Genomic DNA, 23,806 nt, shown 5'->3' on the forward strand with positions numbered 1-23,806 from the left:
CAGGTCTTCCCTTGCCACTTTGATGCTACGCATGGGCAGCGGCAAGGTTCCTCCTAAGAGATTGGCACGGCATCATTCTGCGGCGACCGGCTGGGGCAGCGGCTCGGGCCCGGCCTGATGCCCATGGCCAGGCGCATGGCCGCCGTGTTCATGGAGATGATGCGATTCAATCGTCAGCAACTTGCGCCGCAGCCACGGACCGAGGCGCTTTTCGAAGCCGTCGGCAAGGCTGAAGGCGGCCGGTACGATCACCAGCGTCAGCATCGTCGAAAGCAGCAGGCCGCCGATCACGGTGATACCCATGGGCGCGCGCCAGGCCGCGTCGCCCGAGAGCGAGAGTGCGGTCGGCACCATGCCTGCCGTCATCGCGACCGTGGTCATGACGATCGGCTGGGCGCGCTTGTGCCCGGCGTCCATGATCGCGGTGAGCTTGTCGACGCCCTTCTCCATCTCCTCGATCGCGAAGTCGATCAGCAGGATCGAGTTCTTGGCAACGATGCCGAGCAGCATCAGGATGCCGATGTAGACGGGCATCGAGACCGGCTGTCCCACCACCACCAGCGCCAACAGGCCGCCGAGCGGCGCGAGGAGCAGCGAGGCCATGTTGACCAGCGGTGAAACGAAGCGGCGATAGAGCAGCACCAGCACCGCGAAGACCAGGAAGATACCGCTGATCACTGCAACGACGAAGCTCTGCACCATCTCCGCTTGCCACTTGTCATCGCCTACCGGTGCGTTCGAAACGCCCGTCGGCAGGTTCTTCATGATCGGCAGCTTCTGGATCTGCTCCATGATCGGGCCCTTGACCTGACCCGCGCCAAGGTCGGCGCCGACGAAGATGCGGCGCGACTGGTTGTAGCGCTGGATCTGCGTGGGGCCGGCGCCGAAGCGGATTTCGGCCACGCGTTTCAGCGGAACCGAGCCGCCGCTGGCGGTAGTGACCGGCAGGTTCTCGATCGTCGAGAAGTCCCGGCGCGAAGTGCGGGCAAGGATCACGCGGATCGGCACCTGACGGTCGCTCAGCGAGAACTTGGCGGCGTTCTGGTCGATCTCGCCCAGCGTGGCGATGCGGATCGTCTGGCTGAGCGCGGCGGTGGTGACGCCGAGCTGCGCTGCCAGATCGACGCGTGGCACGATCACCAGTTCCGGACGCTGCATGTCCGCCGCAATGCGCGGTGCGACGACGCCGGGAATCTTGCGCATCTGGTCAGCCAGCGTTTGCGCGGTCTTCCTGAGCACTTCCGAATCGCTGCCCGAGAGCATGACCGAGATGTCGCGGCCGCTGCCGGTGCCGCCAGACTGGGTGGCGAACGTCACGCGGGCATCGGGTATGTCCTGAAGCTGCGGAGCGAGCCGCCGTTCGAACGCGATACTGGTGGTGTCGCGTTCCTTGGCGGGTTTGAGCGCCAGATAGAGCGAGGCCTTGCCCTCACGCGTGGCTTCCAGCACGCGTTCGACTTCGGGCTGCTTTTCGATCAACGCCGTCACCTGATCCGCCACGGCACCGGTCTGTTCGATGGTGGTGCCGGGCACCATTTCGATGTTGACCTGGCTTGTGTCGTTGTTGGTGTTCGGCTGGAACTGGGAGGGCAGGCCCGCCAGCAGAGCAAACGTCACGACCAGCGCGTACATCCCCGCGCAGAACGCGAAGAAACGGTGATCGTGCATGCGTGCGATGATGCGGTCGGTGAAGTAGCGATACCAGGTGCCGAAATTGCCGACGGTCCGCGCCAGGATGCGCAGGATCCAGCCGAGGACGAAGATGCCGACAGGAACGCCGAGCGGCGCCACGGCTGCGGCCAGCACGAGCGCGGCCTTATCGAGCCCGATCTTCTCGAACCCCATTTTGGCGCCCATGAAGATCAGTACAGCCAAGCCAATTCCCGCCGCTGCCAGCACCAGCAGCGCGACGGCGACCAAGGGATAGTACCACCAGCGGCTCTCGGCTTTGACAAGCAAGGCCTTCAGACGGTGCGCCTCCGTGCTGTCGAGCGTCCAGGCGAGCACCTTCATGTAAAGGTCCATCGCCTTGCCGCCGCCGTGTTCCGCGTGGCCGTGGGCCTTGAGGAAGTAGGCCGCGACCATCGGCGTGATGAGACGCGCCACGGCAAGGCTCATCAGCACTGCGGCGACGACGGTCAGGCCGAATGCCTTGAAGAACTGGCCCGAAATGCCCGGCATCATGCCGACGGGCAGGAACACCGCGACGATCGAGAATGTGGTGGCGACGACTGCGAGGCCGATTTCGTCCGCCGCGTCGATCGAGGCCTGATAGGCCGATTTGCCCATGCGCATATGGCGCACGATATTCTCGATCTCGACGATGGCGTCATCGACCAGCACGCCCGCCACAAGGCTCAGCGCCAGCAGCGAGAGGAAGTTCAGCGTGAAGCCGAGCATTTCCATGAACCAGAAGGTCGGGATCGCCGAAAGCGGGATCGCGATCGCGGAGATCAGCGTCGCGCGCCAGTCGCGCAGGAACAGATAGACGATGACGATGGCCAGCACGGCGCCTTCCACCAGCGCTTCCATCGAACTGGTGTACTGTCCCTTGGTGTAGTCAACGTCGGAGAACAGGCGGGTGATGTGGACGTTGGGGTTTTCCTTGCGGATCTTGTCCAGCACCGTCATCGCCGAATCGTAGACCGCGACGTCCGAAGCGCCGAGCGCGCGCTGGAAACCGAAAGTCACGACCTCGCGGCCATGGAGCTTGGCGATGCGGGTGCGTTCCGAATAGCCGTCATAGACATGGGCGATGTCGGACAGCTTGACCTGCCGTCCGCCGCCCAGATTGATGCGCGTCTGCGAGAGGTCGTAGGCCGTCTCGGCATTGCCGAGCACGCGCACAGACTGGCGCGAGCCGGCGATTTCGGCCTGACCGCCCGCCGCGTCGGTATTGACCTGGCGCAGCACGTTGTTGACCGCACTGGCGCTCACGCCCATCGCGATCATCCGTTCGGGATCGACGACCACGCGGATTTCGCGGTCGACACCGCCGTTGCGCTCGACCGAGGCCATGCCGTCGATTGCGAGGAGCTGCTTGGAAATGGTGTCGTCGACGAACCAGCTCAGCTGCTCGATCGTCATGTCATCGGCGCTGACCGCGAAGTAGCCGAGCGAATCGCCGCCCGCTTCAACCTTGATGACTTGTGGTTCGAGAATACCTTCGGGCAGATCGCTGCGGATCTGGTCGACCGCGTTCTTTACCTGATTAGTGGCAACATCCGGATTGGTGCCGATCGAGAACAGCACGAACGTGGAGGAATTGCCTTCCGATGCGGTCGACTGGATCTCCTCGACGCCGGGCACCGAACGTGCGGCCGCCTCGATCTTCTGGGTAATTTGCGTCTCGATTTCCGTTGGCGCCGCGCCCGGCTGCGAGACCGAGACGTGGACCCCCGGAAATTCGATGTCCGGCATGTTGTTGACGTCCATGCGCATGAACGCGACGACGCCGGCGACCATCACGCCGATGAAGAAGACGATCGGTATGATCGGATTGCGGATCGACCATGCCGAGATGTTGCGAAGGCTCATCGCGGGCGTCCGATCAATCGGGTTTGGCGACAGTGACAAGCCGCGGCTTGACGGTGTCGCCATCGTTGAGGAACCCGCCGGCGCGCAGCACGATCTTCTCGTTGCCTTGCAGGCCCGACTTCACGACGATGCCCTGCGCGGTGACGAGACCGGTCTGCACCGCGCGGCGGTGCACTTTGTTCTTGCTGTCGACGACGTAGACGAACGGGCCCTTGTCATCGTTCTGGATCGCGGATTCGGGCAGGACCGGTGCATCGACCGTACCGCTGCCGATCGTGGTGCTGGCAAAGCCGCCCGGACGCAGTACCGGATTGTAGGCGAGCAGGATGCGCGCGACGCCCTGACGATTGGTCGGGTCGATTACCGGCGAAACCTGCCAGACATGGCCGATGAACGTCTGGTTCGAGCCGACAGGAGTCACGCGGGCTTCGGAACCGACGCCGATGCGGGCAAGATCGTCCTCGCTGAGCTGGGCGAGCAGTTCCATCTCGCCATCCTTGGCCAGCCGGAACAGCACGGCGCTGCCGCCGCCGACGACCTGCCCCTGTTCGACATTGCGTTCGAGGACGAGGCCCGCCGCCGGGGCAAGAATGTTCAGTCGGGCAGCCTGTGCCTGAAGCTGGCCGAGCTGCGCGCGCGCCACTTTGACCTGCGCCATGGCGGCATCGCGCGTTGCGGTCAGCCGGTCGATATCGGCAGCGGAGATGAAGCCCCGGTCGACCAGCTTGAGCGCGCGGTCCAGATTGGCCTGCGCCAGCCGGGCGTCGGCCTGCGAAACCGAAATTTGCGCGGACTGGCTGGCCTGTTGCTGGTTCTGCACCGAACGGTCGACCACGGCGAGAACCTGGCCCTGCGACACCCATGCGCCCGGTTCGACCAGAACGGAGCGGACCTGCCCGCCCTCACCCACTGAACCGACGGGCATGTCGCGGCGCGCCGCCAGCGTGCCGGTGGCGGAAATCGTGCCCTGCACCGAAGTACGGCCCGGCACCACGACCGTTACCGCCGGGGTCTGGACATCGGAGTCCTTCGACTTGTCGCCCTGGCCGCTGCTGTGGACGAAAAACCAGATGCCCACCACGGCCACGGCGGCAGCGACGATCATCCAAATCCACTTGTGCGACCGGCGCTCCTGATCAACGTCACCCTCCAGCGGGCTGCCGGAAATGGCCACGTGCTCGTTCCCCTTGGCGTCAATTCTGCTGTCGTAGTTCATGATCACCGCAAATCCTGCGATAGGCCCCCTCACCACGATCCGGACCCACCCTGCGGTGTGGCCCGGACCATGCCGCCGAATGCAACGCGGACACACGGCCACACGCCACCGTTTCGGCGGAAAAAAACATACGAAACGCCATATACCTGCGGCAGATCGGTGGCAATCGACTGTCGGCCTGTAGCTAACCGTGATCGACCAGCGTCGAGGATGGCTTTTTCGCCAAGCCATTGCACCCGGAATTACTGAATTCCCCGAAGAAAAACGCAAAACGGCGGCGAACCGAGGTCCACCGCCGCTTGTCCGGCCCTTGCGGGCCTTTGTGATAGGTGCGATCAGTACTTTTGCTGACGCTCGTAAAGATCGCGATAATGTTGAATGCGGGTAACGCGCAGGCCCTGCATGCCCGAGCGGTCAACCGCCCGCTGCCACGATGCGAATTCCTCAAGCGTGAGCTTGTAGCGTTCACACACCTCGTCGATCGTCAGCAGCCCGCCATTGACGGCGGCCACGACCTCGGCCTTGCGGCGCACGACCCAGCGCGTGGTGCTCGGCGGCGGCAGACTGTCGAGCGTCAACGGTTCCCCGAGCGGCCCGATCACTTGCGCGGGACGAATCTTCTGGTTCTCGATCATCATCACCCTCGTGCGCCGGTGTTGCGTCCGCCGGCGACGGAAGCGAAATTGACTGTCGTTGACTTGCGAATGGCTAAATCATTTGGGTTAACGGTTCGTGCTCCCCCATCATACGCGTGAATCACATTGGCGACAGGGCCGGCAAAACTGCCGCGGCGGTGCTGCCGCACAGGTGTCGGTTCCTCTGCCAGTGCCATGCGAAAATCATGGGCAGCGAAGAGTCGGGAACGCAAGGCAAACCAGTCGATCGGTGCGATCTCCGGGATGAACTCCTCGCCGTCGCGACCTGACGCATGCCCCGCTTTGCCGGTTTCATGTTCAAAAGCGATGTTCATATGGCGTCTTTACGACAGGGTTGGTCAAAGGACGGTAAAGGCCGCGTTTACCCATCCTTCACCTTGATTAACCGTCCGCCGATACCGCCAGAGCCCCTCGCCCGTTCGCCGATGATGCAAGAAAGGTAGGATTCGCGCGCGTCTCGCTGTATGGGGCGGGCCATGACCGCCCTCTCCGATCTTTCCGGACTGGTGGCCGGCCTCGATCCTGCCGACCTGTTCCAGCTCCCTGCGCCGCTTTCGGCGCGCAAAATTGTCGTTGCCATGTCAGGCGGCGTCGACAGCTCCGTCGTTGCCGCGCTCGCCGCCGCCACCGGTGCCGAGACCATCGGCGTGACGCTCCAGCTCTATGACTATGGCGCCGCCACCGGCCGCAAGGGCGCCTGCTGCGCCGGCGACGACATCCGCGATGCCCGCGCTGTCGCTGATCGGTTGGGCATCGCCCACTACGTGTTCGATCACGAGAGCCAGTTCCGCGAGGAAGTCGTCGAGCGCTTCGCGGACGACTACATGGCCGGCCGCACCCCGATTCCCTGCATCCGTTGTAACATGGGGCCCAAGTTCACCGACTTGCTGACCATGGCGCGCGATCTTGGCGCGGACTGCCTTGCCACTGGCCACTACGTGCGCCGCGTGGTCGGAGCGGCCGGTCCCGAACTGCACCGCGCCGCCGATCCCGCGCGCGACCAGAGCTATTTCCTTTACGGCACCACTGAAGCTCAGCTCGACTTCCTGCGCTTTCCGCTAGGCGGACTGCCCAAGAGCGAGACGCGCCGCCTTGCCGAAGCCGCCGGCCTGCGCAATGCGGCCAAGCCAGACAGCCAGGACATCTGCTTCGTGCCCGATGGCGACTATGCGAAGATCGTCACCAAAGTGCGGCCTGAAGGCAATGCGACGGGCCCGATCGTCCATGCCCTCACCGGTGAGGAACTCGGTACCCATCGCGGCATCATCCATTATACCGTCGGCCAGCGCCGGGGGATCGAGATCGGCGGCCAGCCCGAACCGCTCTACGTGACCCGAATCGAGGCAGAAGGTCGCCGAGTGATGGTCGGCCCGCGCCGCTTGCTGGGCGTGGGGGCTGCGCGCATTACCGAGACGAACCGAATCGGCCCGCTTCCCGCTGGCCCGCTCACGGCGAAAGTGCGTTCGCTGGCCAAGCCGGTGCCGATCACGCTCGACGGTCCGTTCGGTGACGGCGCGGAAACCACGATTCGCTTCGCCGAGCCCGAATATGGCGTGGCGCCGGGGCAGGCGGCCGTGATCTACTCGGGAGACCGCGTGGTCGGTGGCGGATGGATCGACGGGACGACGCCCGCGATCGAGGACTGAAGATTCTCCCCCGCCGGGGGAGAATCTTTAAATTCCCAGCTTTGCGCGCACGTCGCGCGCGTCCTTCCAGCCTTCAAGGCGCTTGGTCAGGTCGGTGTCGTTTTCGGGCAGCGAGATTTCCAGGTTTATCAGCAGGTCGCCGCGCGTGCCGTCCTTGCGACTCATGCCGCGTCCCTTGAGGCGCATGACCTTGCCCGAGCTGGCGCCTGCGGGCACCGAGAGCATGACCGCGCCGGAAGGTGTCGGCGTCTTGACCTTTGCACCGCTCAGCGCCTCGTCCAGCGTGATCGGCAGGTCGAGCCGGAGATCGTCGCCGTCGGCCCGGAAGAAGGCATGCGGCTGGATCTGGATCGTGATGATCGCATCGCCCGCGCCGCCGGGGCCTGGCTCGCCCTTGCCATTGAGGCGCATCTGGGTGCCGTCCTCAACCCCCGCCGGGAGCTTGAGGTCGATCGTCTTGCCATCGGACAGCGTGATGCGCTGGGGCTTCAGCTCGGCGGCGTCGAGCAGCGGTACCGAGAGGCGGTAGGAGACGTTGGCCCCGCGCGCCGCCGCGCGGGCACGTCCGCCGGGGCCACCTGCCCCGCCGCCCATGCCGCCGAAACCGCCGCGCTGGTTGCCGGTGCCGCCGAAGATCCCGCCGAACAGGTCTTCGAGGTCAATCCCGTCATTGCCGCCGAACCCGCCCGAAAAACCGCGCTGGCCGGCACCGCCGAAGCCCGATCCGAAGCCGCCATGGCCCCCGCCGCCCCCGCCAAATCCGCCGAACCCCATCGGATTGCCATCGGCATCGATTTCGCCGCGATCGAATTTGGCGCGCTTGTCCTTGTCGGAAAGCAGGTCATAGGCCGAGGTTACTTCCGAGAACCGGTCGGCGGCCTTGGGATTGTCCTTGTTGGTATCGGGATGGAGTTCCTTCGCCAGCTTGCGATAGGCGGATTTGATCTCCTTCTCGCTGGCCGTGCGCGATACGCCAAGGGTGGAATAAGGGTCTGCTGCCATAGTCCCCTAGCTAGGATCGCGCGCGCCGCTCGGCAAGCGATGCTTTCCTAGTTCCCCCCGCATCGGTATGGCGCAGCCATGTCCTTCCCCCCGAACGGGATTTGCCGATTTGTCGCGGCGATCCGGATGCGGTGCAGTCGGGGAATGTGGCGAACCGGGCGATTTCTGTCCCGGTACCGTGTAAACTGTGCCCTTGGGCACCCAATTCGCAGGAACCCGACATGGAAGCTGAACAAGCGCGCGAGGTCATTCCCCACGGCGATCCCATCGCGCTGTTCCAGGCCTGGTACAACGAGGCCCGCGAAAGCGAACCCAACGATTCGAATGCCATGGCGCTTGCCACCGCGACGCCTGACGGCGTGCCTTCCGCGCGGATGGTGCTGCTGAAGGACCACGGTCCGGACGGCTTCGTGTTTTACACCAACGGACACAGCCGCAAGGGGTACGAAATCGCGGAAAATCCACATGTCGCGCTGTTGTTCCACTGGAAGAGCCTGCGCCGCCAGATCCGCATCGAGGGCGTGCTCTCGCCCGTCACCGACGCCGAGGCCGATGCCTATTTCCACTCCCGCGCCCGCGATTCGCAGATCGGTGCGGTTGCCTCGGACCAGTCCGCGCCGCTCGACAGCCGCGAGACTTTCCTGGACCGCTATGAAGACGTGAAGGCCCGTTTCGAAGGCGGCGAGATCGAACGTCCCGCGCATTGGACCGGTTACCGCGTGGTTCCGGCCGCCATGGAATTCTGGCAGGATCGGCCCTATCGCCTTCACGAACGCCGCCGCTTCGTGCGCGACGAATCGGCCGGGGGCAGCTGGACCAGCTCGCTGCTCTATCCCTGACGGCCCGACCATGAGCGAAAACGCCTTCCTCACCCGCAGTGCCGCTTTGGCGAGCATTGGCGCGGCCTTGATTCTGCTGGGCCTCAAGGGCTGGGCCGCCTGGACCACCGGATCGATGGCGATGCTTGGCAGTCTGGCCGACACCGCGCTCGACCTCGTGGCAAGTCTTGCAACACTGCTGGGCGTCTGGATTGCCGCGCAGCCGGCGGATGACAAACACCGCTTCGGCCATGGCAAAGCCGAAGCGATCGCGGCGCTGTTCCAGATCGTGCTGATCTCGATTTCCGCGATCGGTATCGCCAGCCGCGCGGCCGAACGGCTGTTCACCGGCGGCAAAGTGGAAGGCGCGGCAACCGGGATCGTGGTCTCGGCCGTCGCCGTTGTCATCACGCTCATTCTGGTGGGCTGGCAGCGCCATGTGATCCGCCGCACCGGCAGCATCGCCATCCATACCGACAGCGTCCACTACCAGTCCGACCTGATGCTCAACATCGCCGTGATCGCCGCGCTGGTGCTGGAATATAATTTCGGGTTCGCGGGCGCCGATGCACTGTTTGGGCTGGCCATCGCTGGCTGGCTGGGCTGGGGCGCATGGGGCGCCTCACAGGCGGTGCTGGACCAGCTCATGGACCACGAGTGGCCTGCCGAAAAGAAGCAGCGTTTCCTCGAAGTCCTCGCCCAGAATCCTGACATTACCGGGGTTCACGACCTGCGCACGCGCACGTCCGGCAACAAGGATTTCGTGCAGTTCCACGTCTGGGTCGATGCCCGGATGACCGTGCGGGAGGCGCACAAGGTCATGGATGCGATCGAGGATCGGCTCCATGCCGTGTTCCCCGATCTGGAGATCATCATCCACCCCGATCCCGAGGGGTTGGTCGATGAAGTGGGCGCTGCTGGAAAGGACGTCCTTCCGCCGATCCGAGTAACGATGGACTGAAATCGGGCGCGAGATCGTCCAACCCTGCTTTCACCCTCCCCAAACCGACGCCCTATCGCCCGCAATGACAAAGGCGGGAATCAGACCCCGCCGGGAAACAGCGCGAGCAGCTTGCCGATCCGATCGTGCAACTCGCCTTCCTGCGCGTGGCTGCTCTCGCCAAGTCGGACCACGGTGAGCAGCTGGTCGGGCGATCCGATCACATACTGGCCATATTCGCCGAGGCAGGCGAACGTATTCGTTGGCGCCATGCCGGGGAACAGGATTGCCTGATCGCTGGCCTTGGGGCGATTGAGCCAGACTCCCGCGCCATAAGCGGCATTGCGCGGCGAGGGCGCGAGCATGAACTGTACCCAGCGGCGCGGCAGCACCTGCGCGCCGCGCACGGCGCCGGTGTGGCGCAGGAACTCACCCAATTGCGCCCAGTCGCGCGCCGAGGCGTGGACCATGGCCGAGCCGATCATCGTTCCCCGCGCATCATAGCCGACCATCGTCGAGCCCATGCCAAGCGGCAGCAGCACGCGGTTCTTGAGGTACTCGCTCACGGCCACGCGGCGCCGGTCGGGAGTCGCGTCGGGCGAGAGCACGCGTGCGGCCAGATCGGCGAGAATCACCGGCGTCGCCGCGCTGTTTTCGAAAACCGCGCCCGCCGGAGCTTCCAGCGGCTGCGCTTCGGCATAGGCGGCCATGTCGTCGCGCCCGTCGAGGAAGAGCATGCGCATGCGGTCGGACTGGGCGGTAACACCGCCTGCGGGCATAGCACTGGATTCGGTGTGCCGCAGGCCGGAGCGCATCTGGAGAAGCTGGCGCAAGGTGATCTCGCCGCGCGGATCGCCGGGGCGTTGCCATTCGGGCACCGGGGCCGATTCGTCGAGCCGCAGGCGACCGTCGCTGACGAGCTGGCCGATCATCAGCGTCGTGACGCACTGGCCCATGGCCCAGCCCGGCAGGCGCGTTTCGGGTTTGATTCCAGCGCCGTAACGCTCGGCAACGACCGAACCGCGCTTCATGATGACCAGCGCTTCGGTGCGGCCTACCTCGGATTCTTCGAACAGCCCGTCGATAGCGCGGCCCAGTGCGCCGTGCGCGGCGCCGCCATTGTCCTTGATCGCGGCTTCGGCTTCGGCACTTGGCGGTGGAGGACCGTCCGGCGTGGACTTTCCGCAGGACCAGAGGGCTGGCACGGCGAGGAGGGCGAGGATATGGGGAAGGCGGCGCACCGGCATGACGCGGGTGTGATGTGCGAGGCGCGGGCGGATGGCAACAGCCAGAACTTACAGGACCGGGGACAGCAGGTGGCTGACAAGGCAACCATCTCGCTGGCTGCGGAACGTCCTGCTTCTGGCAGCACTTGCGCTGGTGGCGGCGCTGGCTTTCGCGTGGCCGGGACTGCGCCAGCAGGCACTCGTCAGCACCTCCTATGCGGCAAGAACCGGCTGCGTGTGCCGCTTTGTATCGGGGCGAGACCTTGGAGTCTGCAAGGCCGATCTCGCCGTTGCCGGGCTCGGAAGGACCGGCGGCCTGCTGATGCTTTCGGAGGACGCGCAGAGCCTCAGCGTCAAGGCCAGCGTGCCCCTGCTCGCCAGCCAGACCGCGACCTTCGCACCCGATCGCGGCTGCCAGCTCGAACCGTGGCCGCGCTGACACGCGCACGGACTTCCAAGAGCCGCGCATTTGCTCTAGTGCGCGTGCGCATATGACCGAACAGCGCGATTACAGAAGCACCGTCTTCCTGCCGAAGACCGATTTCCCCATGAAGGCCGGGCTCCCCCAGAAGGAGCCGGGAATTCTTGCGCGCTGGCAGGATGAGGACATTTACCGCAAGACCCGCGACGCGCGCGCGGGCCGCGAGAAGTTCGTGCTGCATGACGGCCCGCCCTACGCGAATGGCGACATGCACATCGGCCATGCGCTGAACCACATCCTCAAGGACATGGTCGTCCGCACCCAGACGCTGCTGGGCAAGGACGCGCCTTACGTTCCCGGCTGGGACTGCCACGGCCTGCCCATCGAGTGGAAGGTCGAGGAAGAGTACCGCAAGAAGAAGAAGAACAAGGACGAGGTTCCCGCCGAGGAATTCCGCGCCGAATGCCGCGCCTATGCCCAGAACTGGGTCAATGTGCAGCGCGAGCAGCTGAAGCGCCTCGGCGTCAATGGTGACTGGGACAAGCCCTACCTCACCATGGACTTCCAGGCTGAGGCCACCATCGTCGGCGAACTGCTGAAGTTTGCCGAGCACCAGATGCTCTATCGCGGTGCCAAGCCGGTGATGTGGAGCCCGGTCGAAAAGACCGCGCTGGCAGAGGCCGAAGTCGAGTACGAGGATATCGTCTCGACCCAGATCGACGTGGCTTTCGAGATCACCGAATCGCCGATTGCGGAACTGGTCGGCGCGCATGCGGTGATCTGGACGACCACGCCGTGGACGATCCCGACCAACCAGGCGCTCGCTTATGGGCCTGAGGTCGAATACCACCATTACCGCGCGCATGACGGCCGCCGCTTCCTGATTGCGGTGCCGCTGCTCGAAGCCTTCTTCGCGCGCAGCGGGCTTGGCCCGGTTGCCGAAAGCGTGACCGGTGAGGCCGATCTTTCCGAATATGCGCTCGGCACTTATCTCGGCGCCGACCTCGCGGGCACTGTCGCCCGCCACCCGATGCATGCGCTGAGCGGCTTCTTCGCCGAGCCGCGTCCGCTGCTCGCGGGCGATTTCGTCACCACCGAGAGCGGCACCGGCCTCGTCCACATGGCGCCCGACCATGGCGAGGACGACTTCCTGCTCTGCAAGGCGCATGGCATCGGCCCCAAGTTCGTGGTCGAGGCCGACGGCAAGTATCGTGAGGACTGGGGTTGGCTCGGCGGCCAGGGCTCGGTCATCAATCCCAAGTTCAACGCCCCCGATGGCCCGATCTGCTCGGACCTGCGTGAGGCTGGCGCGCTGCTGGCGGCTTCGGCCGACTACAAGCACTCCTACCCGCACTCGTGGCGTTCGAAGGCCAAGGTGATCTTCCGCTGCACGCCGCAGTGGTTCGTGCCGATGGACAAGGTTCTCGGCCACCTGCCCTCCAAGACCCGCGCCGAACGTCGCTGGGAAGGTGAAGGCGGCGCCATCGATCCGCAGGACGAGACTGCCGAAGCCTCGCCGACGCTGCGCGAAGCGGCGCTCGACGCCATCGCCGAAACGCGTTTCGTCCCCGAAAAGGGCCGCAACCGCATCGGCGCGATGGTCGAAGGCCGCCCGGACTGGGTGCTTTCGCGCCAGCGCGCCTGGGGCGTGCCGATCACGCTGTTCGTCGACCGCAAGTCTGGCGAATATCTCGTCGATGCCGAAGTGAACGCCCGCATCATCCACGCGATCCGCGAACAGGGCGTTGATGCCTGGTCGGACGCGCGCGCGCAGGAATACCTCGGCGCCAAGTACGATGCCGAGAACTACGAGCGCGTCGTCGACATTCTCGACGTCTGGTTCGATTCCGGCTCGACCCACGCCTTCGTGCTCGAATCCGGCCGCTGGCCCGAACTGGTGCCGGCCGAGGATCATGTCGGCCCCACCGCCGACCTCTACCTTGAAGGCAGCGACCAGCATCGCGGCTGGTTCCAGTCCTCGCTGCTCGAATCCTGCGCCACGCGCGGCCATGCGCCGTACAAGGCGGTGCTGACCCACGGCTTCACCATGGATGCCAAGGGCTTCAAGATGTCGAAGTCGCTGGGCAACACGATCAGCCCGCTCAAGGTCATGGAGACCAACGGCGCGGACATCATCCGCCTCTGGGCGCTTTCGGTCGACTACACCGAGGATCACCGCATCGGTGACGAGATCCTCAAGGGCGTGGCCGACCAGTACCGCAAGCTGCGCAACACCATGCGCTACCTGCTGGGCGCGCTCGATGGCTTCTCGAACGAAGAGAAGCTGCCGGTTGAAGAGATGCCCGAGCTGGAGCGCTACGTGCTCTCGCTGCTGGCGGGCGTCGACGCCACGCTGCGCAAGGCCGTCGCGGACTTCGACTTCAACACGTACGTCCGCACGCTGCTGGATTTCTGCAACGAAGACCTCTCGGCCTTCTTCTTCGATATCCGCAAAGACTGCCTCTACTGCGACGCGCCTTCGGATCCGAAGCGCCGCGCCTATCGCACCGTGCTGGACACGCTGTTCCACGCGCTGGTGCGCTATGCCGCGCCGGTCACCGTCTTCACGGCCGAGGAAGTCTGGCAGAGCCGCTTCCCGGGCAGCCAGAGCGTGCACCTGCTCGAATGGCCGGAAGTCCCCGCCGTAGAAGCCGATGCCGCTCGCTGGGCCGAGCTTCGCGCTCTGCGCGTGAAGGTGACGGAAGCCATCGAGCCGCTGCGCCGCGAGAAGATCGTCGGCTCCAGCCTCGCCGCCGAAGTGACCGTTCCCGCGAATGCTCCGGAAGGCGATCTGGCGGAACTGTTCATCACCGCGACAGTGACGCGTGGGCAGGGAGATGACGTGACTGTCACGCCCTCCACCGACCACAAGTGCGGCCGCTGCTGGCGCCACCTTCCCGAAGTCTCGGAAGACGGTGACTTGTGCGACCGCTGTGACGAGGTCGTCGGCGAAACGGAGACCCCTGCATGAGCGTCTGGCGCAACCGCCTGATCGGGCTGCTGATCGCGGCTGCGGTCTTCGCGATCGACCAGGCGGTCAAGATCTGGATGGTCTTCCATCTCAAGACCCTGCCGACGTTTGAGCGCGTGATTGAGATCCTGCCGATATTCAACTTGCGTTGGACCGAGAACTACGGCGTCTCGCTGGGCCTGTTCACGGCGGGCTCGCCCGAAGGACGCTGGGTGCTTGTCGCGATGACGGCGGCCATCGCGCTCTTCGTGCTGGTCTGGCTGCTGCGTGAGCGCAAGCTGCCCGATATCGCTGCGCTCGCGCTGGTCCTCGGCGGCGCGCTGGGCAATATCCGCGACCGTGCGGGCAACGGCTATGTCATTGATTATGCCGACCTGCACTTTGGCGAATTCCGCCCTTTCCTCGTTTTCAACATCGCCGATGCCGCCATCACCATCGGCGTCCTGATTATCCTTGCCCGTTCACTGCTTTCGCGCGACAAGCCGGACACGAATGGCGGACACGACACGGCTAACGCCGCCCCGGAGATTTGAGTTGATGCCCATGAAGAAGACCGGAGCCCTGATTCTCGTCGCCGCCGGCGCGGCGCTCGTGTCCGGCTGCGGAAGCACTGGCCTGTTCAATCACGCCCGTCCCGACGAATTCGCTGTTCAGCGTCAGACTCCGCTGGTGGTGCCGCCCGATTTCGCGCTCAGCCCGCCGAAGGAAGGCCAGCCGCGCCCCAGCGACGATTCGCTTCAGCAGCAGACGCTCGACGCGCTGTTCGGCGGTCCGCAGGCCCGAAGCGATATCGAGAAGTCGGCGCTGAGCCTTGCCGGCCCGGCCGAACCGTCGATCCGCTCGACCGTGGGTGATCCGGGCACCTACACCGTGGCCAAGGGCCAGGTGACCCGCGCCATCCTCGCCGCCCCCGAAGGCGACGGCCAGAGCGCGCAGACCGCCATCGGCGGCTGATCCTTTCGGTCAAATACGAAAAAGAGCCGGGGCGGTATCCGCTTCCGGCTCTTTTTCGTTGGGGAAGAGGTTTGGATCGACCACCACGCGACAAAACCAAATTCCGCCGTCCCCGCGAAGGCGGGGAGCCCGCTTTTTCTTGCGATGTCGGATGAAGAAGGAAGCGGGGCCCCCGCCTTCGCGGGGGCGACGACCTAGGGTTGATGCAAGCGTATCGGTTAAGGGCACTAATCTGCGGGATGAAGCCGCTCAGCCCTCGCCGGACACCCCATCGTCGCCGGTATCCTCATCGATTCGGGAGACCAGGATCTTGTCGATCTTGAGCCCGTCCATGTCCACGACCTCGAAACGCCATCCCTGGTCGGCGAAATGCTCGCCCTCGCGCGGGACTTTCTTGAGCACGGCCAACACGTAGCCGGCCACGGTTGCGAATTCGCGGTCATCGTCGAGCGTCAGGCCGAGGCGGTCTGCCAGCGCGTCGGCCGGCATGGCGCCGGAGACCAGCAGCGAGCCGTCTTCGCGCACCACGACCATCGGCTCGTCGCCTTCGTCCTGATGGCTCACGAACGTCCCCGCCAGCGCGGCGAGCATGTCGGAGGTGGTCACCACGCCTTCAAGGTGGCCATATTCGTCATGGACCATCGCCATCGGCACTTCGGCCTGCTGAAGCTTGCGCAGCGCGTCCATGGCGTCGAGCTGGTCGGGAACGACCTCCGCTTTCTTCATCATCGCCGCGATCTCTACCGGCCGCCCGGCCACGAGCGCGGCCAGCACTTCGCGCACCTTGAGCACGCCGAGCACCGTATCGGGAGAGGATTCGCGCGCCACGGGCAGCAGCGAGTGCGGCGATGCCTCGATCTTGGCGCGCAGCGTCGCCTCGTCGGCGTCGACGTCGATCCAGTCGATCTGGTTGCGCGGCGTCATCAGTTCGCGCACCGGCCGGTCGGCAAGGCGCATGACGCCCGCCATGATCGCACGGTCTTCCTCCTCGATCACGCCCGAGCGGGTGGCCTCGGCGAAGATCATCTGGAGTTCTTCGGCGGTGATCTGCTCCTCCCCACCGCGGCGCACGCCGATCAGGCGCAGGATCAGGCCCGAGGACCGATCGAGCAGCCAGACGATCGGGGCCATGGCTTTCGACATCCAGACCATCGGCTGCGCCATGACCAGCGCGACCGATTCGGCGGCGCGCAAGGCCAGTTGCTTGGGCACGAGTTCACCAACCACAAGGCTGGCATATGTCGTGGCGATGATGACCAGCGTGAACGCGGTGTGGTGGGAAAAGCGCGCGGCGACGCCCCAGGCTTCCAGTCGCTCCGCTACGGGCTGTTCCAGGCTGGCGCCCGAATAGGCGCCGGCGACGATGCCGATCAGCGTGATGCCGATCTGTACGGTGGAGAGGAACTTGCCGGGGTCGGCAGCCAGGTCGAGCGCGGTCTGCGCGCTCTTGCTGCCTTTGTCGGCCGAGATCTTCAGGCGCGCCGAGCGCGCCGAGACAATGGCCAGTTCGGACATGGAAAACAGGCCATTGATCAGGATCAGGCCGGCGATGATGAGGAGGTCGGTCCAGGGAAAGGGCGTCACAATAAATCTGCGCTAGCAGAATTCTTGGTCGCTGCGAAGCGCATGTTGCAAATGCAGCATTCCGAAACGCGCGAGAAACACGCGCAGACGTGAAAAGCTCCCCCGCGATGGCTCAAGCCACTGTTTGCAAGGGAACACTCGGGGCTGGCGCTCGTTCCTGCGCCCGTGTCCATAAGCTGTTCACGTTCACGACCACACACAATCTCCGGAAGTAATTCTCCAAGAAAGGATCATGATGAAGTCGCGTTTCCTGACATCGGCTGTGGCCGTATTTTCCCTCGTTGCCGTTTCGGCCTGTGTCACGGATCCCAATACTGGTGAACGGAAGGCCTCCCGCACGGCGCTTGGTACAGCCGGCGGTGCGGGGCTGGGCTATTTGCTGGGCGCCGTGATCGGCGGCCGCAGCGCGCGCATCGTTGGGGCCGGCATCGGCGGCGTCGCCGGCGCCGTGGTGGGCAGCCAGATGGACAAGCAGATCCGCGAGCTGAAGGAGCAGACCTCGGGCTCGGGCATCGACGTGACCAAGGAAGGCGACGGCATTCTCGTCAACCTTCCCGACGTGACTTTCGCGTTCAATTCCACCGAGATCAGCCCCGCGTTCCAGCAGGCGCTCGACAAAGTGGCCGATTCGATGAAGCAATATCCGAACAGCCTGATCGACGTGTACGGCCATACCGATTCGGTCGGCTCTGACGCGTTCAACCTCGACCTTTCGAAGCGGCGTGCAGATTCGGTCGCGCGGTACCTCATCATGCAGGGCGTTTCCTCCTCGCGCATCCAGACGCAAGGGATGGGCAAGAATTACCCGGTGTCCGACAACGGTACCGAGCAAGGCCGGGCCAAGAATCGCCGCGTGGAGATCAAGATAACCCCGGTCACGACCGATCAGGCCCAAGCGGCGCATTGATCGCGCGTTGCAGGCGTATGATGATGAAAGGGGCCGGCTTCGAAGTCCGGCCCCTTTTTCTTGCTCCGAGGGGAAACGAAGATGACTGTTCGAAGCGTTGTCGCTCCTGCCCTCCCGGCCCTCGCCCTCGTTCTGGCGGGCTGCGCCTCTGATAGGCAGCCGGCCGCCGCGCCTATCGGCTTGGCCAATCCGGCCTCGAAATACTGCGTGGAACAGGGTGGTCGCAGCGAAATCCGTCAGGAGGCGCAGGGCGAAACCGGCTACTGCTATTTGCCCGACGGCCGCGTGGTCGAGGAATGGCAACTCTTTCGCGAGGCCCATCCCGCCAACGATCATTGAACCCGGGCATGGAACTCGACATTCCTGTTCGAACGCGCGAAAGACGCGCTCCATGAGCACTTTCGCGATCCCGGGTTTCGACCTTGCCGCCTTTGTCGACGCAACGCTTGCCGAGGACCTCGGCGTGGGCCTTCCGGGTGGAGGCCGTGACGTTACGTCCGAAAGTGTGATCGACGCGGATGCGCGTTTCTCCGGAGTGATGGATTCGCGGGATGCGATCACGGTCGCCGGTCTGCCGATCGCGGCGGCCTTTTTCCGCAGCCTGGACCCGGCGATGGAGATCGAGATCCTTGTCGAGGAAGGCACCCGCGTCGAACCCGGCGCGGACCTCATGCGCCTGACCGGCAATGCCCGCGCAATGCTTACCGGCGAGCGCGCGGCGCTCAATACCGTGCAGCACCTGTCGGGCATCGCCACGATGACTCGTGATTATGTTGACGCCATGAACGGGCATGCGACGCTGCTGGACACGCGCAAGACCATTCCGGGGCTCCGTCACCTTGAAAAGTACGCGACCCGCATGGGCGGCGCCCGGAACCACCGTATGGGCCTGTGGGACGCGGCGATGATCAAGGACAACCATGTCCTCGTCGCAGGCGGCGTCGGCCCGGCTGTGGCCCGCGCCAAGGCGGCGGGCGTCGCGCAGATCATTTGTGAGGTCGATCACCTCGAACAGATCGAACCCGCCATTGCCGCCGGCGCGCATCACCTCCTGCTCGACAATATGAGCCCGGACATGCTGCGGCAGGCCGTGGCGCTGGTTGCCGGGCGCGTGCCGACTGAAGCGTCGGGCGGCGTGAACCTGGCCACCATCGGCGCCATCGCGGCTTCGGGTGTGACCTATGTTTCGGTGGGCCGCCTGACCCAGAGCGCCCCGGCAGCGGATATCGGGCTGGATTTCACGCCGCTTTGAGTTGGGCTTAGCGGCGCTGCCGGAAGAAGCTGCGCAGCATGTCCGCGGCCTCGGCCTCGCCGATTCCCGAATAGACTTCCGGCCGGTGGAGACACTGGTCGTGTTCGAACACGCGTGCACCGTGTTCGACGGCGCCGCCCTTGGGGTCTGCGGCGCCATAGTAGAGGCGGGCGATGCGCGCGTGGGAGATCGCGCCCGCGCACATCGCGCAGGGCTCCAGCGTGACCCACAGCTCGCATCCTTCGAGTCGCTCGTTGCCGAGAATCGCCGCTCCGGCGCGAATCGCCTCGATCTCGGCATGGCTTGTAGGGTCGTGGCGTTCGCGCGGACCGTTGCGTCCGGCGGCAATCACTTTTCCGTCCTTCACAAGCACCGCGCCGATCGGCACTTCGCCTGAATCGGCGGCTTCCCGGGCTTGCGCGAGGGCGAGTTGCATGTATTCGGGGAGCGGCCAACGGGTCATGATCCAGCGCTAGCGGCTCAAAAAGCTGTGTGCAACTTGACCATGCCCGGGTGAATCGCTAAGGGCGCGCCTTCCCGTATTTACGGCCACAGAATTTTTCGAGCGAGAGTTAGACATGTCCCGCATCTGCGAACTGACCGGCAAGGCCCGCCAGGTCGGCTGCAACGTCAGCCACGCCAACAACAAGACCAAGCGCGTCTTCCTTCCCAACCTGCAGAACGTAACGCTTCTGTCGGACGGCCTGGAGCGCAGCTTCAAGTTCCGCGTTTCGACCCACGGTCTCCGTTCGGTCGAGCACAACGGCGGCCTCGACAACTGGCTGCTCAAGTCTTCGGACGAGAAGCTCAGCACGCGCGCCCTCAAGGTGAAGCGTGAGCTGAAGAAGAAGATCGCCGCCTGATTTCTCGCGCTCCCTGTCGGGGAGCGTGATTTCAGCCGATTTGTGAAATGGCGTGCGGGCTTTGGCCTTGCGCGCCTTTTTGCATGTCTGCGTTGCGGTGAAAATCGGCGAGATTTCAGGGCAGCTGGGCAGGGTCGACGCTCATCTTCCAGAGCAGTGTGCACTGGAGCGGCGAGTAATTGTCGTCCGATATCAGCCAGATAGTCAGCCGCCCGTCCTCACGCGGGACGATGGCAAGGCCTTCGAAATTGTCGATCGGCAGATCCGATGACAGCCGTGCCACTTCCTTCACCCGCCAGATCTGCCCGGGGCGAATCGTCTTGGGATCGCCGATGGCGATGCGTCCGGCGAAGTGCTGGGGCATCGGCCAGATCAGGCGGCGCATCAGGATCAGCAGCCGTCCGTCGGGCATCTGCGCCATGTCGGTGGGGCTGAAGCCGTCCGGCCCGTCGAAGACGAATCGCTGGCCATCGGGATTTTCGGTGGGATCGCCGGCGAACATGACGGCCGGGTGGAGATGGCTGCTCCAGCCCGAGAACCCTTCGCGCAGGAGCACGAATCGCCCGTCCGCGAGCCGGGTCATAGCCTCGGGGCCGGTGTTGACGCCCCAGTCGCGCATCGAATCGGGTTGCACGCGCTTTTCCACGTGGAACTTCGGGGTCATGCGGTAGATCGCATTCTTGCCCTCAAGGCCGAGCCAGATCGTACCGTCGCTGTCTTCCGTGGCCGATTCGACGTCGCGATCTTCCTTGGCCTCTCCGTTCGAAAGCGGGAGTTCGCCGATCCGGCTATGGGCCTGTGATTCGCCCGGCGGCCGGAAGCGCAGGAAATTGCCCGAATCGCTGAGGCCCAGCATGGACCCGTCCTTGCGCATCAGCAGGGCGGAGTAACTGCCGAATCGATGCGTGCGGCTGCGGAGCTGCCAGGCCTGCTCAAGATGGAACGCACCGAGATGGGCGGCCATCCGATCGGGCGCGGGCAGGGCGAGCGGGACGATGTCCAGTTCGAGCTGCTTCAGCTTGGCGGGATGGGGCGAACGCCCCCAAGTCAGCGGCAAGAGCGCGAGCAGGGCGAGAAGGGCTATGGTGCGGCGCACAAGAAGCGGAATAGGGATTCTGCGGCGCGTCGCAAGACGGTTCGGCGCCGCTTGCCCCGGAAAGGTCAGTTCATCGGCCCGGTGAAGAGAATCGGATCGAGCCGCGCGTCGTTCCACTTGATCGACCAGTGCAGATGCGGCCCGGTCGCGCGACCGGTCATGCCGATGCGGCCGATCACCTGCCCCTGCTTCACATGATCGCCTTCCTTCACGAGGATCTGCGAACAGTGCAGGAATGCACTGTTGAGCCCCATGCCGTGGTCGATCATCAGGAGGTTGCCCTCCAGCGTGAAAGGCTTCTCCGCAGCAAGGATGACCACTCCGTCGGCCGGGGCCACGAACGGCGTGCCGCTGGTGCCGGTGGCGATGTCGAGGCCGGAATGATAGGCGGCCGGTTCACCGCGATAGACGCGCTGCGATCCGAAACGGCCCGAAATGCGCCCCTTGGCAGGCCAGACGAAGTGCTGGCGCCAGCCCTGCGCATCGGTCTGGAGCACGCGGGCGGCGTTGATCCGGTCCAGTTCGGGCTGGCGGATCTTCATGAAATCCTCGGTTGCCCCGCCCGGTTTGCGGGCGATGTCGACATTCTCGATCTGCCAGGCGCGCGGGGCCACGGCGATCGTCTGCGATACCTTGCGGCCATCGGCCAGCGTGGCGACCAATGTTGCGCTAGGCTTGGCGTCTCGATCGAATGCGGCGAACCACGCGCCGTCCGAAGCGATCTTCACCGGCGCGCCGTCGAGCGTGAGCAGGCGGGTGCCCTGCGGCACTTTGCCGCGAACCCAGCCGCCCTGAGTCACCTCACCGGCATAAGCGATGCCTGAAGGCCCCGCTACGGCCGTCGTCGCGGCGGGAGAGGCACCGCCCAGCACGACAAGCCCGGCAATGGCAAGAATGCCGCCAGCGACCAGCGATGCCTTGAGCATTGCCCCGGGGGCCTTGCGACGGGTCACGCTTTCCCGAGCAGGCGCCGGGTGGCGATTTCAGCGGAGGCGTAAGGTTCCTGCAACTCGACGCTCCAGTACCGGAGTTCCTCGAGCGGGATCTTCTCGCCGGAAACGGCGCAGAGCACGAAGTGGCCGCCACTCAGCACACGGAATCCATTGGGGCCGTATTGAAGCTTGGCGGGACGATCGGCGGAAGACATCAGCATGGGCAAATCCTAGCAGGTCGCGCTGGTCAAAACAAATCTCCCTGCCGGGGGTCTTCGCCTTTTGGACGCGCCGGGCGCCTGGAAGCCGAAGCAGGTGCCGGGGTTGCAGTCGGGGTTTCGACCGAAGCCGGCGCAGGCGGGGTAGGGGCACTAGACCCTTCCGTGCCTGAACCGGGGGTGACCGTAAGCGTGCCGTCGCGGAAGCGCAGCATCAGTGCGGGCTCCTGCGCGGCCTTGTCGCGGCCGGTCAGCGTGCGCCCGTCGAGCGCGGTAACGCGGGCGAAGCCTCGTTCCAGTGGCTTGTCGGGATCGAGCTGGGGCAAAACGCGGGCCATCGGGGCCAGCGCATCGCGCGCCATGGCCCAGCGGCGCTGAAGCAAACGCGGGTGGAGGCCGAGCCGTTCGACGCGTTCGGCCGAGGCCTGCACGCGGTGGCGCAGCAGCGGCAGCGAGAGCTTGCCGGCAACGCGATTCAACTGCTCGCGTTTCGCGCCCGCTTCGTCCCGCAGGCCGCGGCGCAGGCGTTCGGAGAGTTCGTCGAGCTTCTGCGCCTTGGCCGCGAGAATCGCCTCGGGCTTGGGCAGGCGCTGCACGCGCGCTTCCAGTCGTTCGCGCCCTAGCGTGACCGGGCGCAGCGCGCAGCGACGCTTGCGGTAGGCCAGTTCGTCGAGCGTGGCAGCGAGTTCCATGCGCACGGGCACGGCGATTTCCGCAGCGGCAGTGGGCGTCGGTGCGCGACGGTCGGCGGCATAGTCGCAAAGCGTGGTGTCGGTTTCGTGCCCCACGGCCGAGATCACCGGGATGGTCGATTCGGCCACGGCGCGGACGACCACTTCCTCATTGAACGACCACAAGTCCTCGATCGAACCGCCGCCGCGCGCCACGATCACCAGATCGGGGCGCGGTACCGGACCGCCGGCGCGAATCGCCGAGAATCCGCGCACGGCATCGGCGACTTGCTGCGCCGATCCCTCGCCCTGCACGAGGACTGGCCAGACCAGCACATGGCTGGGGAAGCGGTCTGCCAGACGGTGAAGGATGTCGCGGATCACCGCGCCGGTGGGTGACGTCACGACGCCGATCACCTGCGGCAGGAACGGCAGCTCGCGCTTGCGCTCGGGCGCGAAGAGCCCCTCGGCGGCGAGCCGGGCGCGCAGCTTTTCCAGGAGCGCCAGCAGCGCGCCTTCGCCCGCGATCTCCATCGTCTCGATAACGATCTGGTACTTCGAGCGGCCCGGAAACGTCGTCAGCTTGCCGGTGGCGATCACCTCGATGCCGTCTTCCGGCCGGAATGCCAGCCGCTGCGCGCCGCCGCGCCACATGACGCCGTCGATCACCGCCTTGTCGTCTTTCAGCGCGCAATAGAGGTGGCCAGAGGCCGCGCGCTTCACGCCCGAAAGCTCACCGCGCAGGCGCACGAAGCCGAAGCGATCCTCCACCGTGCGCTTCAGCAGGTTCGAAATCTCGCTGATCGAGAGCGGCGCGGCGTTGTCCCCGGCCGCTTGCTTCGCTACCAGCCCCCCGGAACGACCATCGTCAAATTCGTCGTCATCGAAAGGCACGG

The 23,806-nt window shown here is 65.2% G+C and carries 23 protein-coding genes; 11 read left to right on the forward strand and 12 right to left on the reverse strand.

From position 1 onward, the window contains the following. Positions 1-72: 72 nt before the first annotated feature. The 4 genes from AC1VVK_RS10035 to AC1VVK_RS10050 all read right to left on the reverse strand — a co-directional run bounded on the left by AC1VVK_RS10035 (position 73) and on the right by AC1VVK_RS10050 (position 5,723). Positions 73-3,537 carry an efflux RND transporter permease subunit gene (locus tag AC1VVK_RS10035; RefSeq protein WP_482902859.1) on the reverse strand — a complete coding sequence of 1,155 codons (3,465 nt, stop codon included), beginning with the start codon at positions 3,535-3,537 and terminating at the stop codon, positions 73-75. Between the two features lie 13 nt (positions 3,538-3,550). Then, positions 3,551-4,753, reverse strand: coding sequence for an efflux RND transporter periplasmic adaptor subunit (locus AC1VVK_RS10040; RefSeq protein WP_482902860.1), 1,203 nt, complete (start codon positions 4,751-4,753; stop codon positions 3,551-3,553). Positions 4,754-5,088: 335 nt separating this feature from the next. Further along, positions 5,089-5,388: a CtrA inhibitor SciP gene (gene sciP / locus AC1VVK_RS10045; protein WP_132387726.1), complete on the reverse strand. Its 300-nt coding sequence runs from the start codon at positions 5,386-5,388 to the stop codon at positions 5,089-5,091. 2 nt (positions 5,389-5,390) lie between these two features. Further along, positions 5,391-5,723, reverse strand: a complete 333-nt coding sequence (locus AC1VVK_RS10050; protein WP_482902861.1) for a hypothetical protein — start codon at positions 5,721-5,723, stop codon at positions 5,391-5,393. Between the two features lie 162 nt (positions 5,724-5,885). Here AC1VVK_RS10050 and mnmA point away from each other — a divergent pair, with 162 nt between their 5' ends. Then, positions 5,886-7,055 carry a tRNA 2-thiouridine(34) synthase MnmA gene (gene mnmA, locus AC1VVK_RS10055; protein ID WP_482902862.1) on the forward strand — a complete coding sequence of 390 codons (1,170 nt, stop codon included), beginning with the start codon at positions 5,886-5,888 and terminating at the stop codon, positions 7,053-7,055. 27 nt (positions 7,056-7,082) lie between these two features. Here the strand turns inward: mnmA and AC1VVK_RS10060 are convergent, their stop codons facing one another. Continuing rightward, entirely contained in the window at positions 7,083-8,057 is a 975-nt protein-coding gene (locus AC1VVK_RS10060) for a DnaJ C-terminal domain-containing protein (protein ID WP_482902863.1), read from the reverse strand. Between the two features lie 221 nt (positions 8,058-8,278). On the opposite strand from AC1VVK_RS10060, the gene pdxH reads away from it, so the two are divergent. Then, entirely contained in the window at positions 8,279-8,896 is a 618-nt protein-coding gene (gene pdxH / locus AC1VVK_RS10065) for a pyridoxamine 5'-phosphate oxidase (RefSeq protein WP_482902864.1), read from the forward strand. A 10-nt stretch (positions 8,897-8,906) separates the two neighbouring features. Beyond that, entirely contained in the window at positions 8,907-9,836 is a 930-nt protein-coding gene (locus AC1VVK_RS10070; protein WP_482902865.1) for a cation diffusion facilitator family transporter, read from the forward strand. An 80-nt stretch (positions 9,837-9,916) separates the two neighbouring features. Here the strand turns inward: AC1VVK_RS10070 and AC1VVK_RS10075 are convergent, their stop codons facing one another. Beyond that, on the reverse strand, positions 9,917-11,062 hold the full coding sequence (locus AC1VVK_RS10075; protein ID WP_482902866.1) for a serine hydrolase domain-containing protein: 1,146 nt from the start codon (positions 11,060-11,062) through the stop codon (positions 9,917-9,919). Between the two features lie 31 nt (positions 11,063-11,093). Here AC1VVK_RS10075 and AC1VVK_RS10080 point away from each other — a divergent pair, with 31 nt between their 5' ends. From AC1VVK_RS10080 to AC1VVK_RS10095, 4 genes are read left to right on the forward strand one after another with little or no spacing between them, the layout of a single operon-like run. Continuing rightward, positions 11,094-11,480, forward strand: a complete 387-nt coding sequence (locus AC1VVK_RS10080; RefSeq protein WP_132387744.1) for a hypothetical protein — start codon at positions 11,094-11,096, stop codon at positions 11,478-11,480. A gap of 52 nt (positions 11,481-11,532) precedes the next feature. Then, a complete protein-coding gene (gene ileS / locus AC1VVK_RS10085; RefSeq protein WP_482902867.1) occupies positions 11,533-14,433 on the forward strand; it encodes an isoleucine--tRNA ligase in 2,901 nt (966 codons plus the stop codon). After that, the gene (gene lspA, locus AC1VVK_RS10090) at positions 14,430-14,966 is read left to right on the forward strand and encodes a signal peptidase II (RefSeq protein ID WP_482902868.1); all 537 of its coding nucleotides are present in this window, start codon (positions 14,430-14,432) and stop codon (positions 14,964-14,966) included. The genes ileS and lspA overlap by 4 nt, the downstream gene beginning before the upstream one ends. 4 nt (positions 14,967-14,970) lie before the next feature. Continuing rightward, positions 14,971-15,387, forward strand: coding sequence for a DUF3035 domain-containing protein (locus AC1VVK_RS10095; protein ID WP_132387750.1), 417 nt, complete (start codon positions 14,971-14,973; stop codon positions 15,385-15,387). A 249-nt stretch (positions 15,388-15,636) separates the two neighbouring features. Here AC1VVK_RS10095 and AC1VVK_RS10100 read toward each other — a convergent pair whose 3' ends face one another. Then, positions 15,637-16,971: a hemolysin family protein gene (locus tag AC1VVK_RS10100; protein ID WP_132387752.1), complete on the reverse strand. Its 1,335-nt coding sequence runs from the start codon at positions 16,969-16,971 to the stop codon at positions 15,637-15,639. 232 nt (positions 16,972-17,203) lie between these two features. Between AC1VVK_RS10100 and AC1VVK_RS10105 the strand changes: the two genes are divergently transcribed. From AC1VVK_RS10105 to nadC, 3 genes are all read left to right on the forward strand, one after another. Continuing rightward, positions 17,204-17,878: a YiaD family glycine zipper/OmpA-like lipoprotein gene (locus AC1VVK_RS10105; RefSeq protein WP_482902869.1), complete on the forward strand. Its 675-nt coding sequence runs from the start codon at positions 17,204-17,206 to the stop codon at positions 17,876-17,878. Positions 17,879-17,959: 81 nt separating this feature from the next. After that, positions 17,960-18,217, forward strand: a complete 258-nt coding sequence (locus AC1VVK_RS10110; protein WP_482902870.1) for a putative hemolysin — start codon at positions 17,960-17,962, stop codon at positions 18,215-18,217. A gap of 52 nt (positions 18,218-18,269) precedes the next feature. Further along, on the forward strand, positions 18,270-19,130 hold the full coding sequence (gene nadC, locus AC1VVK_RS10115; protein ID WP_482902871.1) for a carboxylating nicotinate-nucleotide diphosphorylase: 861 nt from the start codon (positions 18,270-18,272) through the stop codon (positions 19,128-19,130). A gap of 7 nt (positions 19,131-19,137) precedes the next feature. On the opposite strand, the gene tadA is transcribed toward nadC, so the two are convergent. Beyond that, positions 19,138-19,593, reverse strand: coding sequence for a tRNA adenosine(34) deaminase TadA (tadA, locus tag AC1VVK_RS10120; protein ID WP_132387760.1), 456 nt, complete (start codon positions 19,591-19,593; stop codon positions 19,138-19,140). A 115-nt stretch (positions 19,594-19,708) separates the two neighbouring features. On the opposite strand from tadA, the gene rpmB reads away from it, so the two are divergent. Further along, positions 19,709-19,993 carry a 50S ribosomal protein L28 gene (gene rpmB, locus AC1VVK_RS10125; RefSeq protein ID WP_132387762.1) on the forward strand — a complete coding sequence of 95 codons (285 nt, stop codon included), beginning with the start codon at positions 19,709-19,711 and terminating at the stop codon, positions 19,991-19,993. Between the two features lie 115 nt (positions 19,994-20,108). On the opposite strand, the gene AC1VVK_RS10130 is transcribed toward rpmB, so the two are convergent. The 4 genes from AC1VVK_RS10130 to xseA all read right to left on the reverse strand — a co-directional run bounded on the left by AC1VVK_RS10130 (position 20,109) and on the right by xseA (position 23,804). Further along, positions 20,109-21,089, reverse strand: coding sequence for an esterase-like activity of phytase family protein (locus tag AC1VVK_RS10130; protein ID WP_482902872.1), 981 nt, complete (start codon positions 21,087-21,089; stop codon positions 20,109-20,111). A 65-nt stretch (positions 21,090-21,154) separates the two neighbouring features. After that, on the reverse strand, positions 21,155-22,015 hold the full coding sequence (locus tag AC1VVK_RS10135) for a M23 family metallopeptidase (RefSeq protein ID WP_482905148.1): 861 nt from the start codon (positions 22,013-22,015) through the stop codon (positions 21,155-21,157). A 23-nt stretch (positions 22,016-22,038) separates the two neighbouring features. Beyond that, entirely contained in the window at positions 22,039-22,242 is a 204-nt protein-coding gene (locus AC1VVK_RS10140) for a DUF2093 domain-containing protein (protein ID WP_132387764.1), read from the reverse strand. A 26-nt stretch (positions 22,243-22,268) separates the two neighbouring features. Next, complete coding sequence (xseA, locus tag AC1VVK_RS10145) at positions 22,269-23,804, reverse strand: exodeoxyribonuclease VII large subunit (RefSeq protein WP_482902873.1); 1,536 nt, start codon at positions 23,802-23,804, stop codon at positions 22,269-22,271. Positions 23,805-23,806: the final 2 nt, after the last annotated feature.

This window comes from Novosphingobium sp. BL-S-32 (genome assembly GCF_056857055.1).

Excerpts from the sequence above, each read along its gene's own strand:
- AC1VVK_RS10110 (WP_482902870.1), top strand. The coding sequence starts at position 17,960 with ATGACTGTTCGAAGCGTTGTCGCTCCTGCCCTCCCGGCCCTCGCCCTC.
- AC1VVK_RS10080 (WP_132387744.1), top strand. The coding sequence starts at position 11,094 with ATGGCAACAGCCAGAACTTACAGGACCGGGGACAGCAGGTGGCTGACA.
- AC1VVK_RS10050 (WP_482902861.1), bottom strand. The coding sequence starts at position 5,723 with ATGAACATCGCTTTTGAACATGAAACCGGCAAAGCGGGGCATGCGTCA.
- AC1VVK_RS10095 (WP_132387750.1), top strand. The coding sequence starts at position 14,971 with ATGCCCATGAAGAAGACCGGAGCCCTGATTCTCGTCGCCGCCGGCGCG.
- AC1VVK_RS10035 (WP_482902859.1), bottom strand. The coding sequence starts at position 3,537 with ATGAGCCTTCGCAACATCTCGGCATGGTCGATCCGCAATCCGATCATA.
- AC1VVK_RS10060 (WP_482902863.1), bottom strand. The coding sequence starts at position 8,057 with ATGGCAGCAGACCCTTATTCCACCCTTGGCGTATCGCGCACGGCCAGC.
- rpmB (WP_132387762.1), top strand. The coding sequence starts at position 19,709 with ATGTCCCGCATCTGCGAACTGACCGGCAAGGCCCGCCAGGTCGGCTGC.
- lspA (WP_482902868.1), top strand. The coding sequence starts at position 14,430 with ATGAGCGTCTGGCGCAACCGCCTGATCGGGCTGCTGATCGCGGCTGCG.
- AC1VVK_RS10040 (WP_482902860.1), bottom strand. The coding sequence starts at position 4,753 with ATGAACTACGACAGCAGAATTGACGCCAAGGGGAACGAGCACGTGGCC.
- pdxH (WP_482902864.1), top strand. The coding sequence starts at position 8,279 with ATGGAAGCTGAACAAGCGCGCGAGGTCATTCCCCACGGCGATCCCATC.
- AC1VVK_RS10105 (WP_482902869.1), top strand. The coding sequence starts at position 17,204 with ATGATGAAGTCGCGTTTCCTGACATCGGCTGTGGCCGTATTTTCCCTC.
- mnmA (WP_482902862.1), top strand. The coding sequence starts at position 5,886 with ATGACCGCCCTCTCCGATCTTTCCGGACTGGTGGCCGGCCTCGATCCT.
- AC1VVK_RS10075 (WP_482902866.1), bottom strand. The coding sequence starts at position 11,062 with ATGCCGGTGCGCCGCCTTCCCCATATCCTCGCCCTCCTCGCCGTGCCA.
- nadC (WP_482902871.1), top strand. The coding sequence starts at position 18,270 with ATGAGCACTTTCGCGATCCCGGGTTTCGACCTTGCCGCCTTTGTCGAC.
- ileS (WP_482902867.1), top strand. The coding sequence starts at position 11,533 with ATGACCGAACAGCGCGATTACAGAAGCACCGTCTTCCTGCCGAAGACC.
- sciP (WP_132387726.1), bottom strand. The coding sequence starts at position 5,388 with ATGATCGAGAACCAGAAGATTCGTCCCGCGCAAGTGATCGGGCCGCTC.
- AC1VVK_RS10070 (WP_482902865.1), top strand. The coding sequence starts at position 8,907 with ATGAGCGAAAACGCCTTCCTCACCCGCAGTGCCGCTTTGGCGAGCATT.
- AC1VVK_RS10140 (WP_132387764.1), bottom strand. The coding sequence starts at position 22,242 with ATGCTGATGTCTTCCGCCGATCGTCCCGCCAAGCTTCAATACGGCCCC.
- AC1VVK_RS10135 (WP_482905148.1), bottom strand. The coding sequence starts at position 22,015 with ATGCTCAAGGCATCGCTGGTCGCTGGCGGCATTCTTGCCATTGCCGGG.
- tadA (WP_132387760.1), bottom strand. The coding sequence starts at position 19,593 with ATGACCCGTTGGCCGCTCCCCGAATACATGCAACTCGCCCTCGCGCAA.